General features: G+C 68.6%; 15 protein-coding genes. 8 read left to right on the top strand and 7 right to left on the bottom strand.

Annotation, left to right across the window (positions count from 1 at the left end):
* The first annotated feature begins 2 nt into the window (after positions 1-2).
* Genes otsB through ACTJKY_RS10110 form a run of 3 tightly spaced genes read left to right on the top strand, consistent with a single transcriptional unit; the run spans position 3 to position 3,957 of the window.
* Positions 3-761: a trehalose-phosphatase gene (otsB, locus tag ACTJKY_RS10120; RefSeq protein WP_440845822.1), complete on the top strand. Its 759-nt coding sequence runs from the start codon at positions 3-5 to the stop codon at positions 759-761.
* Positions 758-2,551, top strand: coding sequence for a glycoside hydrolase family 15 protein (locus tag ACTJKY_RS10115; RefSeq protein WP_440845821.1), 1,794 nt, complete (start codon positions 758-760; stop codon positions 2,549-2,551). Before otsB ends, ACTJKY_RS10115 begins: the two co-directional genes overlap by 4 nt.
* Positions 2,548-3,957 (top strand): alpha,alpha-trehalose-phosphate synthase (UDP-forming), encoded by a 1,410-nt coding sequence (locus ACTJKY_RS10110; protein ID WP_440845819.1) that lies wholly within the window; start codon positions 2,548-2,550, stop codon positions 3,955-3,957. The genes ACTJKY_RS10115 and ACTJKY_RS10110 overlap by 4 nt, the downstream gene beginning before the upstream one ends.
* Here ACTJKY_RS10110 and ACTJKY_RS10105 read toward each other — a convergent pair.
* Entirely contained in the window at positions 3,908-5,002 is a 1,095-nt protein-coding gene (locus ACTJKY_RS10105; protein ID WP_440845818.1) for a mechanosensitive ion channel family protein, read from the bottom strand. The genes ACTJKY_RS10110 and ACTJKY_RS10105 overlap by 50 nt on opposite strands.
* 189 nt (positions 5,003-5,191) lie before the next feature.
* Between ACTJKY_RS10105 and ACTJKY_RS10100 the strand changes: the two genes are divergently transcribed.
* A complete protein-coding gene (locus tag ACTJKY_RS10100; RefSeq protein WP_440845817.1) occupies positions 5,192-5,380 on the top strand; it encodes a hypothetical protein in 189 nt (62 codons plus the stop codon).
* A 93-nt stretch (positions 5,381-5,473) separates the two neighbouring features.
* Here the strand turns inward: ACTJKY_RS10100 and cydX are convergent, their stop codons facing one another.
* From cydX to ACTJKY_RS10085, 3 genes are read right to left on the bottom strand one after another with little or no spacing between them, the layout of a single operon-like run.
* Positions 5,474-5,590 carry a cytochrome bd-I oxidase subunit CydX gene (gene cydX, locus ACTJKY_RS10095; protein WP_121078683.1) on the bottom strand — a complete coding sequence of 39 codons (117 nt, stop codon included), beginning with the start codon at positions 5,588-5,590 and terminating at the stop codon, positions 5,474-5,476.
* Positions 5,591-5,602: 12 nt separating this feature from the next.
* Complete coding sequence (cydB, locus tag ACTJKY_RS10090; RefSeq protein ID WP_440845816.1) at positions 5,603-6,748, bottom strand: cytochrome d ubiquinol oxidase subunit II; 1,146 nt, start codon at positions 6,746-6,748, stop codon at positions 5,603-5,605.
* A 21-nt stretch (positions 6,749-6,769) separates the two neighbouring features.
* Entirely contained in the window at positions 6,770-8,359 is a 1,590-nt protein-coding gene (locus ACTJKY_RS10085) for a cytochrome ubiquinol oxidase subunit I (RefSeq protein WP_440845815.1), read from the bottom strand.
* Between the two features lie 118 nt (positions 8,360-8,477).
* Between ACTJKY_RS10085 and ACTJKY_RS10080 the strand changes: the two genes are divergently transcribed.
* The 4 genes from ACTJKY_RS10080 to ACTJKY_RS10065 are packed head-to-tail and all read left to right on the top strand — an operon-like array spanning position 8,478 to position 14,023.
* Entirely contained in the window at positions 8,478-10,007 is a 1,530-nt protein-coding gene (locus ACTJKY_RS10080) for an ABC transporter ATP-binding protein/permease (protein WP_440845814.1), read from the top strand.
* Positions 10,004-11,584, top strand: a complete 1,581-nt coding sequence (locus ACTJKY_RS10075) for an amino acid ABC transporter ATP-binding/permease protein (protein WP_440845813.1) — start codon at positions 10,004-10,006, stop codon at positions 11,582-11,584. Before ACTJKY_RS10080 ends, ACTJKY_RS10075 begins: the two co-directional genes overlap by 4 nt.
* A gap of 34 nt (positions 11,585-11,618) precedes the next feature.
* Entirely contained in the window at positions 11,619-11,975 is a 357-nt protein-coding gene (locus tag ACTJKY_RS10070) for a hypothetical protein (protein WP_440845812.1), read from the top strand.
* A 53-nt stretch (positions 11,976-12,028) separates the two neighbouring features.
* The gene (locus tag ACTJKY_RS10065; RefSeq protein WP_440845811.1) at positions 12,029-14,023 is read left to right on the top strand and encodes a TonB-dependent receptor; all 1,995 of its coding nucleotides are present in this window, start codon (positions 12,029-12,031) and stop codon (positions 14,021-14,023) included.
* 138 nt (positions 14,024-14,161) lie between these two features.
* Here the strand turns inward: ACTJKY_RS10065 and ACTJKY_RS10060 are convergent, their stop codons facing one another.
* From ACTJKY_RS10060 to ACTJKY_RS10050, 3 genes are read right to left on the bottom strand one after another with little or no spacing between them, the layout of a single operon-like run.
* On the bottom strand, positions 14,162-15,169 hold the full coding sequence (locus tag ACTJKY_RS10060) for a nucleotidyltransferase domain-containing protein (RefSeq protein WP_440845810.1): 1,008 nt from the start codon (positions 15,167-15,169) through the stop codon (positions 14,162-14,164).
* The gene (locus ACTJKY_RS10055) at positions 15,166-16,017 is read right to left on the bottom strand and encodes an HprK-related kinase A (RefSeq protein ID WP_440845809.1); all 852 of its coding nucleotides are present in this window, start codon (positions 16,015-16,017) and stop codon (positions 15,166-15,168) included. The genes ACTJKY_RS10060 and ACTJKY_RS10055 overlap by 4 nt, the downstream gene beginning before the upstream one ends.
* Positions 16,005-16,280 (bottom strand): HPr-rel-A system PqqD family peptide chaperone, encoded by a 276-nt coding sequence (locus tag ACTJKY_RS10050; RefSeq protein WP_440845808.1) that lies wholly within the window; start codon positions 16,278-16,280, stop codon positions 16,005-16,007. The genes ACTJKY_RS10055 and ACTJKY_RS10050 overlap by 13 nt, the downstream gene beginning before the upstream one ends.
* Positions 16,281-16,286 lie beyond the last annotated feature (6 nt).

Raw genomic sequence — 16,286 nt, 5'->3', positions numbered from 1 at the left:
GCATGCCCGACCGGGACCCTGTTCTGCTGATGCCGCCCCCGGCGGATCTGCTCGATTCTGCCAGCCTGTTCCTCGATTTCGACGGGACCTTGGTCGAACTCGCCGACCGCCCCGATGGCGTGGTGGTCGCCCCCGTGCTGGTCGAGCTGATCCGCGCGCTGGAAGAAAAGCTCGATGGCCGTCTGGCGCTGGTGAGCGGCCGCCCGGCCGGAGATCTCACCGCCCTGTTCGGTGACCATGCTCCGTCCGTCGTCGGCAGCCACGGCATGGAATTCCACTGGTCTAACGGCCGCCGCGAACAGGCCGAGCGCCCCGCCGGTCTGGTTGCGGCGCTGGATGCGATGCGCACCTTCACCGAGACCAACGATGGCGCAATCCTCGAAGACAAGCCGCTGGGCGCCGCCGTTCATTACCGGCTGAACCCTGCGCTGGAGGCCGAGGCCATGGCGATGGGCGAACGGCTGGCGGCCGAGCACGGCCTCTATCTCCAGCACGGCAAGATGATGGTGGAGGTCCGCACCGCGGGTGGCGACAAGGGCAGCGCGATCCGCACGCTGATGGCCGATCCGCGCTTCGCCGCGGGCCGCCCCGTCTTTCTCGGCGACGACGTGACCGACGAGCCCGGCTTCTCCGCCGTCGCCCTGCTCGGCGGCGCGGGCGTGCTGGTCGGCGCCCCCCGCCCCACCGACGCGCGCTACCGCCTCGACGACGTTTCGGGCGTCCTCGCCTGGCTGGCCGCTGCAATCGGAGTCCACGCATGACCACGCTCGACCTCTGGCCGATCGGCAACTGCCAGGTCAGCGCGCTGATCGACCGCGCCGGCCGCTTCGTCTGGGGCTGCGTGCCCCGCGTCGACGGCGATCCGCTCTTTTCCGCCCTCGTCGGCGGCGAGGAACCCGACGCGGGCTATTGGGACATCGCGCTGGAAGGCGTGGTCTCGGTCGAGCAGCGCTATCTGCGCAACGCGCCAATCCTGGTCAGCCGCCATACCGATGCGGCCGGCAACGCGATCGAAGTCACCGATTTCTGCCCGCGCTTCTCGCGGCTGGGCCGGGTCTATCGCCCGGTCGCCTTCGCCCGCATCGTCAAGCCGGTGGCGGGCAGCCCGCGCATCCGGGTGAAGCTGCGCCCCACCTGCGGCTGGGGCAAGAGCTGCAAGACCCGCATCGGCGGCTCCAACCATCTGCGCTACCTTGTCGAGCCGATGACGCTGCGCCTCACCACCACCGCGCCCGTCGGGATGGTGGACGAGGAGCGCGTGTTCCGCGTCGAGAAACCGCTGCACTTCTTCCTCGGCCCGGACGAGAGCTTCAGCGGCGACGTCGCCGAAACGGTCGACGACATGCTGCTCAACACCATTGCCGAGTGGCAGCATTGGGTGCGCGGCCTCGCCATTCCGCTCGAATGGCAGGAGGTGGTGATCCGCTCGGCCATCACCCTCAAGCTCTGCCAGCACGAGGAAACCGGTGCGATCGTCGCGGCCCTGACCACCTCGATCCCCGAACATGCGGGCTCGCAGCGCAACTGGGACTATCGCTACTGCTGGATCCGCGACGCCTATTACACGGTGCAAGCGCTCAACCGGTTGGGCGCGCTCGATGTGCTCGAGACCTATCTCGGCTATCTCCGCAACATCGTCGACGATGCCCGCGCCGAGCCGCGCGGCGGGCATATCCAGCCGCTCTACGGCGTGCTCGGCGAGGCGACGCTGGAGGAGCGCGAGGCGCCCGATCTTGCCGGCTATCGCGGCATGGGGCCGGTGCGCGTCGGCAACCAGGCCTATGAGCAGGTCCAGCACGACGCCTATGGCCAGATCGTCCTGTCCAACGTCCAGGCCTTCTTCGACCAGCGGCTGTACCGCATCGCCAGCGTCGAGGATTTCGAGTCGCTGGAGCGCGTCGGCGAGCGCGCCTGGCAATATCACGACTCCCCCGATGCCGGGCTGTGGGAGCTGCGCACCCGCCAGAGCGTCCACACCTATTCGGTGGCGATGTGCTGGGCGGCGTGCGACCGGCTCGCCAACGCCGCGCATGTGCTGAACCTGCCCGAGCGCCGCGACTTCTGGCAGCAGCGCGCCGACACGATCCGCACCACGGTCTTCGACAAGGCGTGGCGCGAGGAAACGGACCGCTTCTCCGCCACCTTCTCGGGCGACGATCTCGACGCCAGCCTGCTCCAGCTGCTGGAGATGCGCTTCCTGGCGCCCGACGATCCCCGCTTCGTCTCCACGCTGAAGGCGGTGGAAGAAGGCCTGCGCCGCGGCTCGACCATGTTGCGCTACGATACCGAGGATGATTTCGGCCTGCCCGAAACCGCGTTCAACTTCTGTACGTTCTGGTTGATCGAGGCGCTGCACATCACCGGCCGCACCGACGAAGCGCGCGCCTTGTTCGAGGAGATGCTGAGCAGGCGCACCGCCGCTGGCCTGCTCTCCGAGGATATCGACCCCGTCACCGGGGAATTGTGGGGCAATTATCCCCAGACCTACTCGCTGGTCGGCATGATCAATTGCGCCGTCCTGCTGAGCAAGCCCTGGAGTTCGATCCGTTGAGCCGCCTAATCGTCATCTCGAACCGCGTCACCGCACCCAACGGCTCCAATTCGGGGGCGCAGGGCGGCCTCGCCGTCGCGCTCGCCGCGGCGCTGCGCGAAAATGGCGGCATCTGGTTCGGCTGGTCCGGCGAACAGACCGACCAGTTCACCGGCCAGATCAGCATGCAGCGGAGCGAGGGCGTCACCACGGCGACGGTCGACCTCGAAGAGCAGGACATCGACGAATATTATAACGGCTATGCCAACCGCACGCTGTGGCCGCTGTTCCACTACCGCATCGACCTGGCCGAATATGAGCGCGGCTTCGCCGGCGGCTATCAGCGCGTCAACGAACGCTTCGCCGAGACCGTCCGCCCGCTGATCGAGCCGGACGATGTCGTGTGGGTGCAGGACTATCACATGTTCCCGCTCGGCCAGGAGCTGCGCCGGCGCGGCTGCAAGAACCGCATCGGCTTCTTCCTCCATATCCCCTGGCCGCCGCGCCGCCTGCTCTCCAGCCTCCCCAAGGCGCACGAGCTGATCGAGACGCTGTTCGCCTATGACGTGATCGGCTTCCACACCCAGGAGTGGATGGAATCGTTCATCGATTTCGCCCGCGCCGAGATGGAAGCGGTGGTCCAGCCCGACGGCGTGCTGCGCATCGGCCTTAAGAGCGTGAAGCTGGTCGCCTGCCCGATCGGCATCGACGCCAAGGAGTTCGCCGCGCTCGCCGAGAGCGACTCCGCACGCGAGACGTACCAGCAGATGCGCACCAGCTCGGTCGGCCGTTCGCTGATCGTCGGCGTCGACCGGCTCGATTATTCCAAGGGGCTGGAGGAGCGCTTCCTCGGATACGAGCGCTTCCTCACCACGTACCCTGAGCAGCGCAAGGAAGTGTATCTGCTCCAGATCGCGCCCCCGTCGCGGGCAACGGTGGAGACCTATCAGCGCATCCGCAACACGCTGGAGGGGCTGTCGGGCAAGATCAACGGCGCGCATGCCGATCTCGACTGGGTGCCGCTGCGCTATGTCAACCAGGGCTATCCGCGCGACGTGCTGGCGGGCGTGTACCGTGCCGCCAAGATCGGGCTGGTCACGCCCTTGCGCGACGGGATGAACCTGGTGGCGAAGGAATACGTCGCCGCGCAGGATCCCAAGGATCCCGGCGTCCTCATCCTCTCCAAGTTCGCCGGTGCCGCGATCCAGATGGAGCAGGCGCTGCTGGTGAACCCCTACAGCGCCGAGGAAGTCTCCGACGCGATCTGCCAGGCGCTCAACATGCCGCTGGAAGAGCGGATCGAGCGCTGGCAGGCGCTGAAGCAGGGCGTCGACGAGCAGGACGTGATGTGGTGGCTCAAGAAGTTCACCGACGAGCTCAGGAGCGTGCCGATGGAGACGGAGACCCGGCTTCCGGTCGAGGCGTGAAGTCGAGCAGCCCGCGGGTGCGGACCAGCGCCTCGGGCATCTCGCTCCGGATATAGGCGAGCAGCCCCTCGCGGATGTCGCAGCGCAGGTCGAAGGCGGTCGAGGCATCCTTGGCCGTCATCAGCCCGCGCACCTCGATCGCCTCGGGCTTGGTGTCGGTCACCTGCAGGTTGTAGAAGCGGCCGTCCCAGCGCGGATTGGCCTTGACCAGTTCTTCCAGCTTGGCGCGAAGCCGCGGGATGTCGGCGGCGGGATCGAGGTACCAGAACACGCTGCCGAGCAGCTGGCTGGTCTCGCGCGTCCAGTTCTGGAAGGGCTTCTCCAGGAACTGCGACACCGGCACCACCAGCCGCCGCTCGTCCCAAAGGCGGATCACGACATAGGTCAGGCGGATATCCTCGATCCGGCCCCACTCGCCTTCCACGATCACCACGTCGTCGAGCCGGATCGGCTCGGAGAAAGCCATCTGGATGCCGGCGATCAGGTTCTTGAGCGCGGGCTGCGCAGCGGCACCTACCGCAAGGGCGGCAAGGCCGGCCGAGGCGATCAGCGTCACGCCGATGCTGCGCACACTGGGGATGCTCATCAGCATCAGGCAGAAGGTGATCGAGAGTACCACGAACACGATCACGCGGTGGAGGATCGAAGCGCGCGTCCGCCGCCGCCGGGCGCGCAGGTTGTTCTCGACGGTCACGTCCGCGCGCAGCAGCACCCAGTCGAAGATCACGCCGAGCAACGCCACCAGCATCCAGCCGATCAGACCGGGCACCAATAGCCCCGCAGCCTGCGCCCAGGCGCGGGTGCCGCTGGTGCCGAGGTCGAGCCCGGGCTGGATGAACGACAAGGCGATCGCGACCAGCAACCACCGCGCCGGGCGGTACAAGCGGCGGATGACGATGTCGTCGAGCTGGCCCTTGCTGTGCGCGGCGGCCCGCCGCCCCAGCGAGAACGCCAGGCGATGCACCAGCAGCGCCACCGTGATCGCGGCGGCGATCAGCGCGATGCTCGTCACCCAGCCGGGAAGGTCGGCAATCAACCGCTCCAAATCATGCTCCTGTCGTGATGGCTATGGCCGGGTAACGGGAGGCGGCGGCACTCGGTTCCGGTAGCGTAGGCAGGCACGGCAGGGCGGATCAGGCGTGCGTCCGGCGCAAGTGCCTGGTCCCGTAGCGATACACACCGTGACTTCTACGGAATGGTCGAAGACGGCGATAAACACGACATTAGGCAGGCAATGAACGAAACCCAAACCGAGTCCGGGTCGATGTCCTCCCTGCACCAGGCGCCCCTCACCAATCACTTCCGCCTGCGCGCCGAGCAGGAGCGGGACCGCGCGACTCGCGCGCCCAACGAACGGCACAAGCGCCTGCACCTCGAGCTGGCGGCGATCTTCGAACGCCGCGCCGAGGGCGAACCGATGTAGCAAAAAGACAAAGGCCGGCCGATCCCTTGTCAGGATCGCCGGCCTTTGGGGCAGAAGGGGCGGTCGCGATGCGGCCGCTTCTTCGCTTTGTGCTCAGTCGAGGACCGTCAGGTCCGAGTTCGGGTCCGAATGGAACTCGTGCCAGATGCCGTTGAGCACGGCGGCGGCGACGGCCAGGCAGACCCCCAGGATCCAGGCGAAATACCACATGGGTTTTACTCCTCAGTAGAGGTCGGGGTTGAGCCGCAGCTCTTCCCCGCTGACGCGGCCGAACATCACCTTGTACACCCAGGCGGTGTAGGCGAGCACGATCGGCAGGAAGACGAGCGTGCAGCCCAGCATGATGAACAGCGTGAGGTGGCTCGACGAGGCGTTCCAGGCCGTGAGGCTGGAGGCCGGGTCGATCGCGCTCGGCAGGATGAACGGGAACATCGACAGGCCGACGGTGGCGATGATGCCCACATTGGCGATCGACGAACCGGTGAACACAAGCGTGCCGTTGCGGCTGCGGATCCCGATCAGCGCCAGCACCGGACCAAGGAAGCCGAGCACCGGAGCGATCAGCATCCACGGATGGGCGCCATAGTTGCTGAGCCACGCGCCCGGCGCCTTCACCGTCTGGATCAGATGCGGGTTGGACGGGCCGTTGGGATCGACCACGCCGACCAGGCGATAGCCCATGTCGCCGTACGCGACGAACGCGCCACCGACCGCGAACAGCACGATCGCGAGGATCGCCGCGACGGTGCCGAAGCGCTGCGCACGCTCGACCACCGCGCCTTCGGCCTTGAGGCTCAGCCAGCCGGCGCCGTGCAGCACCAGCATGGAAACCGAGAGCAGGCCGGCGACGAGGCTGAACGGGGTGAACAGGCCGAGCAGCGTGCCTTCGTAGAAGGAGCGCAGATCGCTATCGAGCCGGAAAGGCGCACCCAGCAGCACGTTGCCCACTGCGACGCCGAAGACGAGGGCGGGCACGAAGCCGCCGACGAACAGCGCCCAGTCCCAGCGCGAACGCCAGGCGGCGTCGGGGCGCTTGGAGCGATACTTGAAGCCGACCGGACGCAGGATCAGCGCCGCCAGCACCAGGAACATCGCCAGGTAGAAGCCCGAGAAGCTGACGGCATAGACGAACGGCCAAGCGGCAAAGATGGCGCCGCCGCCCAGGATGAACCACACTTGGTTGCCTTCCCAGGTCGGTCCGACGGTGTTAATCACCATGCGGCGCTCTTCATCGGTGCGGCCCACGAACGGCAGCAATGCTGCCGTTCCCAGGTCGAAGCCGTCGGTCAGCGCGAAGCCGATCAGCAGCACCCCCAGCAGCGCCCACCAGATGAGGCGCAGGATTTCATAATCGAGCGGGATGGACATGTTCTTTCTCCTTGCTCGCGCTCATTCCGCGGGAACGGCGTGAAGCGGCCGCGAATCGGGTGCGGTCGGCACCGGATCGTGGCGGGGTTGCCAGGGCTCGTAGGTCTCGGGCCCGTGCTTGATCGCCGCCAGCATCAGCCGGAACTCGATCACTGCCATCACCCCGTAGATCGCGGTGAAGCCGATGATCGTGGTCCAGAGCGCCGGTACGGTCAGGCTCGAGGTGGCGAGGAAGGTCGGCAGCACGCCGTCGACCGCCCAGGGCTGGCGCCCCACTTCGGCGACGACCCAGCCGAACTCGATCGCGAGCCAGGGCAACGGGAGCACCCACATCGCCGTGCGCAGGAACCACTTGCGGTGGAAACGGCGGGTATTGGCGTAGTAGAGCGCGGCGGCGAAGAAGGCGATGAAGAAGAAGCCCAGCGCCGCCATGCCGCGGAACAGCCAGAACACGGCCGGCACGTTGGGAACGGTCGACCAGGCGGCCCGATCCTTCTGCGCTTCGGTGGCCTGACGCGGATCGGCAACCCAGCGCTTCAGCAGCAGGGCATAGCCCAGGTCGTTCTTGGCGGATTCGAACTTCGCACGAGCGACGACGTTCTGGCGATCGGTCTTCAGCGTCTGCAGCGCGTCATAGGCCGTCAGGCCGTTCTCGATGCGCAGCCGGGCCTTGCCCACCAGCGGGTAGATGCCTTCCACCTGGCCGGTCAGGCTACGCGTACCGATCAGACCCAGCACATAGGGCACCTTGACCTGGAAATAGGTCTCGCGGCCCTGGTTGGAGGGAAGGCCGAACACGGTGATGCCGGCAGGGGCCGCTTCGGTGTGCCATTCGGCCTCGATTGCGGCGAGCTTCATCTTCTGGTTGTCGGTCAGCGCATAGCCGCTCTCGTCACCGAGCACGACCACCGACAGCGAGGCTGCCAGGCCGAACGCCGCAGCCACGGCGAAGCTGCGCTTGGCGAGCTCCATGTGCCGGCCACGCAGCAGATAATAGGCCGAGATGCCGAGGACGAAGCCGCTGGCGCAGACATAGCCGGCGCTGACGGTGTGGACGAACTTCGCCTGCGCAACCGGGTTGAACACCACCGCCATGAAGTCGGTGACTTCCATGCGCATCGTCTCGGGGTTGAACACCGCACCCGTCGGGTGCTGCATCCAGCCGTTCGCGATCAGGATCCACAGCGCCGACAGATTGGTGCCGAGCGCGGTGAAGAAGGTCACCATTAGATGCTGACGCTTCGACAGGCGATCCCAGCCGAAGAACATCAGGCCGACGAAGGTGGCTTCGAGGAAGAAGGCCATCAGGCCCTCGATCGCCAGCGGCGCCCCGAAAATGTCGCCGACATAGTGTGAGTAATAGGACCAGTTGGTCCCGAATTCGAATTCCATCGTCAGCCCGGTAGCGACCCCGAGGACGAAGTTGATGCCAAATAACTTGGCCCAGAAACGGGTGATGTCCCTCCAGATCGGGCGATCGGTGACGACATAGACGCTTTCGGTGATGACGAGCATTACCGAAAGGCCCAGCGTCAACGGCACGAACAGGAAGTGGTACATCGCTGTCAGCGCGAATTGTAGGCGCGACAGTTCTACGACTGCCATATCCATAAGTTTGTCCTCAGCAGAGAGCCGGTGTTCGCGGCCTAGGCTTCGGTGGCGCCACCGCCTATGCGGAACATCCCCTATTCCGTTGCAGGGCCGAAATCGCTTGTACAAATTGTCTCATATGGCTCTTCAAAAACAGGCCGGGCTCGCCTGGATCATCGACTTGGGCGGCGCGGCGCTGTTCGCCTGGGGCATCGCCGATGGCGTAGCTTCGGCGGCGGCCGGGCACGCGGTGCCGGGCGCGGCGTTCGCGGCAATGCTCGGCGGCGGGCTGGTGCGTGCCGCCACTGCCTGGGGCGTGCCGGTGCTGGCAGTGCGCGGCGCGCAGGCGACCACCGCGCCGCTCCGCCGCAGCCTGGTCGAGCGGCTGCTGGGCAGCGGCGGGGCGCCGTCGAGCGGCCACTCGGCCGTGCTGGCGATCGACCATGTCGCCACCATCGAAGGCTATGAGACGCGCTTCGTCCCCGCCCGCATGGCGGCGGCCGCCGCGCCGCTAGTGGCACTCGCGATCATCGCCTGTGCGAGCCTGGTCGCGGCCGGCATCCTGCTCGGCACCCTGATCCCCTTCATCTTCGGCATGATCCTCGCGGGCACCGCCGCCAAGCGCGCGTCCGAACGGCAACTGGAGGCGCTGGGCGACCTCTCCGACCTGTTCGTCGACCGGGTCCGCACCCTGCCGATCCTGCGCCACTTCGCCGCGGAGGAGCGGATCGCGCGGCAGGTGGGCGTCGCGACGCGTGAAGTTGCCGCGCGGACCGTGGCGGTGCTGCGCGTCGCCTTCCTGTCGAGCGCGGTGCTCGAATTCTTCTCGGCGCTCGCGGTGGCGCTGGTCGCGGTCTATTGCGGGTTCAGCCTGCTCGGCCTGCTCCCCTTCCCCGATCCCGAGACGCTGACTCTCCGCGAAGCCTTTTTCGCGCTGGCGATGGCACCCGAATTCTACCTGCCGATGCGGCGACTGGCGGCGGCGTACCACGACAAGCAGCTCGGCGAAGCCGCGCGCACCGCGATTGCGGCGGTGCCGGAGATGGCGGCGCTTGCCGCTGCGCCGCGGATGTTCGCAGGCGTGGAGGCGAAGGACCTCGTGATCGCCTGGCCGGGCCGGACGATCGGGCCGGTGCGCCTGTCGATCGGAACGACGGGGCTCGTGGCCCTGACCGGACCGACGGGCAGCGGCAAGACTAGCCTGCTGGCCGCGATTGCGGGCCAGATCGCGTCGACAGAAGGGACGTTGACGGCGTTGTCCGCGGATCAGATTGCCTGGGCAGCGCAGCACCCGCTGATCCTCCCCGGCACCCTGCGCGACAACCTAGCCCTCGCCGCGCCGGACGCCTCCGACGCCGAACTGCTCGCCGCGATCGACCGCGTCGGGCTCGGCCCGATGCTCGCCCATCGCGGGACCGGGCTGGACCTGCCGCTCGACCATCGCGGCTCGGGCCTGTCCGGCGGCGAGCGGCGTCGCCTGGGGCTGGCCCGTGCGCTGCTGGCGGATCGCCCGCTGCTGCTCGCCGACGAGCCCACCGCCGATCTCGATGCCGAAAGCGCCGCCGCGATCACCGCGCTGCTCCGCGCCGTCGCCACCGAGCGGGCGGTGATCGTCGCAACCCATGATCCGCGCCTGATCGCCGCCGCCGATGCCGAGGTGACACTGTGAACCCCTTCCCCCTCGCCGCCCCCGAACGCCGCACGCTGCGCCAGGCGCTCGCCTGCGCGACCATCGCGGGACTCGCCGCGATCCTGCTGCTGGCGCTGTCCGGCTGGTTCCTCACCGGCGCCGCGATCGCCGGGGCGAGCGGCGCGGTCGCGGCCGCCGCGTTCAACTATCTGATCCCCAGCGCCGCGATCCGCGGTCTCGCCATCCTGCGAACCGGCGGCCGCTACGGCGAACGCCTGCTCTCGCACCAGGCCGCGCTCACCGCCATGGCCGATCTGCGCGGCCGGCTGTTCGGCAAGCTCGCCGCGCAGGACAGCCGCACCGCGCCCGACCTCGCCAGCGGCGACGCCAGCGCCCGGCTGATCGGCGACATCGAAGCGCTGGAAGACCTGGTCGTCCGCCGCCCGAGCCGCCCTGCCAGCCTTGCCGCCGCCTGCTTCGCCGTCGCGCTGGTCGCGCTGGCCGGCTGGAAGGCCGCGCTCGCGCTGACGCTGCTCCTCGCCGTGCTGCCGCCGCTGCTCACGCTCGCCGCGCGCCGCCTCACCGCCGGTCCGGCCGCCGAGGCTGCCGAAGCCCTGGGCGCGCTGCGCACCGCCTTCGTCGACTATGCCGCCGCCCGGCCCGAGATCATCGCCTATGGCCTCGCCCCGCGCGTGGCGGACACGATTGCCGAGCTCTCCCGCCCGCTCGACCGCGCCCGGGCGGCACTGGCCCGCGGCGACGGCGCGGTAGCCGGGCTGCTCGCCGGCTATGGCGCGCTGACCGCGGCGATCGTGTTCGCCCTGTCCGACGCGAGTGCCCCGATTCGCGCGCTGGCGCTGCTCGCGTCCGCCGCGTCGGTGGAGGCGATGGCCGCCTTCGCCCGCACCGCGCTGCGCCAGGCGAGCGTCGAGCAGGGCCTCGCCCGCCTCGCCACGCTGGCCGAGCTGCCGGGCGCGCTCGTCGCCGCACCCGCGCCCGAAACCGTCGCCCGGCCGATCCGCCTCGGCAGCCACATGCTCGTGCCGGGGGCCCGCGTGGCGATCACCGGCGCCTCGGGCACCGGGAAGACGCGGCTGATCGAGGCGCTGGCCGGGCTGCGCGCGCCGGTACATAGCCTCGCGCTGGACGGCACGCCGATCGCGCAGTGCAGTGCCGACGCGCTGCGGCGCCAGTGCGCCCTTGCCCCGCAGGACGCGGTGCTGATCGCGGGTTCGATTGCCGACAATCTTCGCGTCGCCCGCCCCGGCATCACCGAGGCGGCGATGTGGGAGGCGCTGCACACCGCCTGCCTCGATACCGCCGTGCGCGCGATGCCCGCCGGGCTGGAGACATCGCTGACCGAGGCCGGCGGCACGCTATCGGGTGGCGAGCGCAAGCGGCTGTCGCTCGCCCGCGCGCTGCTCGCGGGGCGCCCATGGCTGCTGCTCGACGAACCCAGCGAGGGGCTGGACGCCTCGACCGAGGCGGAACTGGTGCGCCGCGTCGAAGCCTGGCTGCAGTCGACCGGCGCGGGCCTGGTGCTCGTCTCGCACCGCCCGGCCCCTCTGGCGCTCGCCACCACGACACGGATCGATATCGCCGCCATCGGCCAATGATATATTGAAACATATGCGATGCTGCAGTACGGCATTGCGGATGCGTGTCTTCCGCATCCCTGGTTTGTTCGTCCGGCTGCTGCCGGCACTGCTGCTGGCGTTCGCGCTGTGCTGGCAGGCGGGGATCGTGCGCGCGCATGTGCATCCGGCCCCAGGCTGGGCCGCGACTCCGCACGCACACCACGCGCCCAAGCCGAGCGACGACGACGAGGCTTGCCCGCTGTGCGGCGAGGTCGCGACTGCGTCGGCTTATCTCGCCTCCGCGCCGCCCACCGTCACGCCGCCGCTGCTCGCAACCGAATGGCACGCCGCCCTCGCGGCCGATCCGGCCCCGCGCCTCGTCCGCTCGCATGCCTGGCGCAGTCGCGCGCCGCCTGAACTCCCCGCCTGACCAACAATTTGCGTCGCCCAAGCGGCGCGCCCCAGGTTCACGGAGTTTCTTTGATGCGTACTGCCCTTCTCACGGGCGCGGCGATCGTCGCGTTCGTCCCCAATGCCTTTGCCGACACCGATCCGCAGCAGGCCAACGACAAGAACGTCATCGTCGTCACCGCCGCCCCCTATGCGGTGTCGAGCGACGAGGTGCCGACGATCGTCACCCATGTCGATCGCGACCAGATTCTGCGCAGCGGCGGGGCAAGCATCAGCGACGCGCTGGCAGAGGAACCCGGTATTTCCGCCACCAGCTTCGCCAGCGGCGCCAGCCGGCCGATCATCCGCGGCATGGACGCCACCCGCGTGCGCATCCTGGAGAACGGCGCCAGCAGCTCGGACGTGTCGGACATCGGCCCCGATCACGGCATCCCCGTCGATCCCTTCGCCGCGCAGAGCATCGAAGTCGTCCGCGGTGCAGGCACGCTGCGCTATGGCAGCCAGGCGATCGGCGGCGTGGTCAACGTGATCAACAACCGGGTGCCGATGAAGCTGCCGGACGCGCCCATCTCGGGCGAAGCGGAAGGCAGCTACGGCACCGTTTCGAACGTCGGCGAAGGCGGCGCGCTGGTCGATGCCAAGGTCGGTTCGATCGCGCTGCATGCCGACGGCTTCTACCGCGACGCCGGCAATTATGACACGCCGCTCGGCACCCAGCAGAACAGCTTCTTCCGCGGGCACGGCGCCGCGCTGGGCGGTTCCTATTTCTTCGGCGGGGACAATGCGAGCCACATCGGTCTGTCGGTCAGCCAGTATAATTCGAAGTACGGCATCCCGAGCGACACGACCTATATCGACATGCGCCAGACCAAGGTGATGTCGCGCGACGTGTTCGTGGTCGACGCCGGCCCGCTCAAGTCGGTCAACGTCGACGCCAGCTATGCGGACTATACGCACGACGAGAAGGAGCCCGACGGCACGATCGATACGACGTTCCGCAACAAGGAATTCGACGGCCACCTGGAATTCCTGCTGAACCCGCTGGGCCCGATCCGCAACTCGGCGATCGGCTTCGAGCTGCAGAACCGCAAGTTCTCGGCAATCGGCGACGACGGCAGCTACCTGTTCCCCACCACCACCCAGAGCGAAGCAGCCTATCTCTTCACCGAGATCCCGGTGACGGACATCCTCCACGTCCAGGCCAGCGGCCGCGTCGAGCATGTCCGCGAGGAAGGCACGCCTGCGTCCAACGTCTTCACCGCACGCGACTTCACGCCGGTAAGCGGCGCGATCGGCGCGCTGCTCGACGTCGGCAGCCATGTGAAGCTGGGCCTCACGGGTTCCAGCACCGGCCGCGCGCCGGCGATCACCGAGCTGTTCGCCCGCGGCGGGCATGACGGCCCCAACACCTTCGAGACCGGCGACCCGAACCTCAAGATCGAGCGCGCCAATTCGGTCGAGGCCACGGTGCGGGTCAACCTGGATCGCTTCCACTTCGACGGCAGCGCCTATTCGACCTGGTTCGACAACTATATCTACGGCGACCTGACCGGCCGTACCTGCGACGACGACGGCACCTGCACGCTGGGCGGCGACGGCGATCTGAAGGAGCTCAACTATCGCCAGCAGGGCGCCCATTTCCGCGGCCTGGAAGGCAAGGCGAGCTACGACCTGTTCCACCAGCACGATCGCACGCTGCAGCTGACCGCGCTGGCCGACTATACCCGCGCGACGCTGGACAGTGGCGGCAACGTCCCCCGCATCCCGCCCTATCGTTTGGGCGGCGGCGTGAACTGGCTGAGCCCCACCCTCGATGCGGCGGTGCAGTTCGTCCATGCCGGCGAGCAGGACAAGTTCGGCGCGTTCGACACGGCCACGCCGGGCTACAACAACCTCAACGCCAACATCGCTTGGCGTCCGTTCAAGTCGCAGCCGGGGATCGAGTTCGCGATCATCGGCCAGAACCTGACCGACGAAGTGCAGCGCAATGCCGCATCGCTCAACAAGGATCTGGTGGTCCAGCCGGGCCGCAACATCCGCTTCATGGTGAAGATCGCGACCTTCTGATCCGGCGAGACGGGCGTGCGAACCCTGGGTTCGCCGCCCGTCCAGCCGCGGGCGCCGAAATCATCGAACCTCTCGGGTCGCACAAAAAACCATACCGGAGGGACACTGGGCTCCGGCGTCCCCCCTCGGCCGGTCTTGTCAGACCGGCCGATATCCTTTGCGCCATTTGGTCCAGAGGTGCCCCGCGAGCATCGCCGGCGGCATCCGCAACACATGCGAGCGCAGATAGAAGCCGAACTGCAGCGCCTTGCGCGTCGAGCGACCCCATCGGTCCCGCGCGGTCAGCCGGCGGTGGAACAGCGGATCGAGCGCGTCCCGGCCCTGCCATTCCGCCGGCACCTCGGTGCCGTACAGCCGCACCGACTGGCGCACCGCCCGCGCCATCGCCGCGCCCAGCCCGTGCTGCGCGGCGCGTGCGGCCAGCCCGTCAAAGCCGAATTCGCCGAGCAGGCAGTGGATGTCCCACAGGTTGCGCATGCCGCCCGCCAGGTCGCCGTCGGAGAACAGATGCGCTGCGGCGTGGCAGAGCATGTCTTGGCGGCTGAGGATGCGCAGCCCGTTCTCCAGCGCGATGCTGTCCGCCAGCAGCGCCGCCGCATCGGGACGAATGCGCGCGGTGAGCGGCAGGATCGTGTGGTGCACGTCGATCATCTTGTCGCGGTCGCGGTGGATCAGCGGCGGCAGCTCGTGCATCCAGCGGCGATAATAAGCATCGTCATAGGGATCGGGCTTCACCCATTCCCAGCCCGCCGCGAGCAGCGCCGCCTCCACGTCCGCGATCGCGTCGCGCGGCACGAGTATGTCGAGGTCGCCGATCACCCGCCCGGTCGAAGGCGACAGCCCCGCCGCGGCATAGGCGGTGCCCTTGAGCAGCACGATCGGCGCCTCGATCCCCGCCAGCGCGCGGCGCGCCATCTCGGCTTCCCACAAGGCGGCGGTGCGGCCCTGTTCGGCCGAGGCGATGGAATCCTCCACCAGCCGTGCCGCCGCCTCCGGCATCGGCAGTCCGGCGATGCGGTGGGCGAGCGTACCCGCCAGCTGCTCGGCCCGCGCGACCGCCCAGAGCGCGTTCCAGGCAGGTGCATCCAGGCCGTCGATCGCGCCGGGTTCGCGCAGCACGCGGGCGAGCAGCAGCGCCGGGTTCATGCCAGCGCCTCCACCATCGCCAGCGCCGTCTCGGCATCGGGATAGTCGATCGCCCGCGAAGGCACGGTCTGTACCAGCCGGGTGAGCGCCTCGAACCCGCGCTCGGCAAGCGTGACATAGTTGGTGGAGGCCTGGGTAAGCCGGACGAATGCCTCGCTCGGCAGCACCGGCCGCTCCGCCGCCTCGAAGCCGAAGCGCGGGAAGAGGATCAGGCTGGGTTCGGCCGGCACTTCCATGGCGGCGATGGCGCGCGCATCGGGCACCAGATGGCGGATCGCGCCCTTGGGCGTGCCCTCCAGCAGCGGCCCGAAGCGCGCCTCCGGCAGGGCCCGCGCGACCACGTCGATCGCTTCATTCTTGAGGCTCACCAGCCGCGGAAAGGCATGCGCCAACCCGGTGGCGCAATCGATCAGCGCGAACTCGTCGCCCATCAGCCGCCAGCCGCGCGCCATCAGCAGCGCCGCGAGCGTCGACTTGCCCGCCCCCGAGATGCCGGTCATCAGCGCCGCGCGGCCATTCCGCTCGACCATCGAGGCATGGAGCAGCAGGTAGCGCCGCAGCCCCAGCGCCGTCTGCAGGTTCATCCCCATCTCGGCGGCGAGCAGCCCTTGGGTGAGCGGCAGCGGCGCTGCCTCGGGGATCACGAAGTCGCCCGCGATATGGACCGAGGGCCGCAGCACCCGCCGCCACGGCCGCGCGGCGAACAAGTGGACGTTGAAGTCGGCGATCCCATCCCGCGGCGCCGGATAGTCGCGGTAGAGGTCGTCCAACGCGGCGATCGGCGCGCGCCAATGGCTACCGATGCGGAAGCCCAGCGGCCCGATGCGGAGCAGCTTCAGATGGCGCATGTCCGCTCCACCAGCCCGGCCGCGGCCAGTTCGTCGAGCCGCACCGCCAGCGCTACCGGATCAGGGTCGGCGAGGTCGAACCGCTCGGTCAGCACCGCGAGCAGCCCGGCCACGTCGCGCGGGCCTTCGCCGAGGATGTCCAGGATCTCGGGCACCGGCGCGTCGACGATATGGGTGATGCCCGAGGCGCGATGATAGATCAGGGTCAGCGCATCCAACGGCACGATGCGCAGGGTCGCTGGATCGGCGGCGCGATAGAACACCGCCCG

The organism is Sphingomonas sp. 22176, assembly GCF_052045505.1.
Taxonomy (GTDB): Bacteria; Pseudomonadota; Alphaproteobacteria; order Sphingomonadales; family Sphingomonadaceae; genus Sphingomonas.
The sequence above is the reverse complement of the archived record's forward strand: the minus strand, read 5'-3'. Positions and strand labels throughout refer to the sequence as shown.

Coding starts and splice junctions, on each gene's coding strand:
- ACTJKY_RS10065 (WP_440845811.1), top strand. CDS start 12,029: ATGCGTACTGCCCTTCTCACGGGCGCGGCGATCGTCGCGTTCGTCCCC.
- ACTJKY_RS10060 (WP_440845810.1), bottom strand. CDS start 15,169: ATGAACCCGGCGCTGCTGCTCGCCCGCGTGCTGCGCGAACCCGGCGCG.
- ACTJKY_RS10085 (WP_440845815.1), bottom strand. CDS start 8,359: ATGGATATGGCAGTCGTAGAACTGTCGCGCCTACAATTCGCGCTGACA.
- otsB (WP_440845822.1), top strand. CDS start 3: ATGCCCGACCGGGACCCTGTTCTGCTGATGCCGCCCCCGGCGGATCTG.
- cydB (WP_440845816.1), bottom strand. CDS start 6,748: ATGTCCATCCCGCTCGATTATGAAATCCTGCGCCTCATCTGGTGGGCG.
- cydX (WP_121078683.1), bottom strand. CDS start 5,590: ATGTGGTATTTCGCCTGGATCCTGGGGGTCTGCCTGGCCGTCGCCGCC.
- ACTJKY_RS10100 (WP_440845817.1), top strand. CDS start 5,192: ATGAACGAAACCCAAACCGAGTCCGGGTCGATGTCCTCCCTGCACCAG.
- ACTJKY_RS10055 (WP_440845809.1), bottom strand. CDS start 16,017: ATGCGCCATCTGAAGCTGCTCCGCATCGGGCCGCTGGGCTTCCGCATC.
- ACTJKY_RS10080 (WP_440845814.1), top strand. CDS start 8,478: ATGGCTCTTCAAAAACAGGCCGGGCTCGCCTGGATCATCGACTTGGGC.
- ACTJKY_RS10115 (WP_440845821.1), top strand. CDS start 758: ATGACCACGCTCGACCTCTGGCCGATCGGCAACTGCCAGGTCAGCGCG.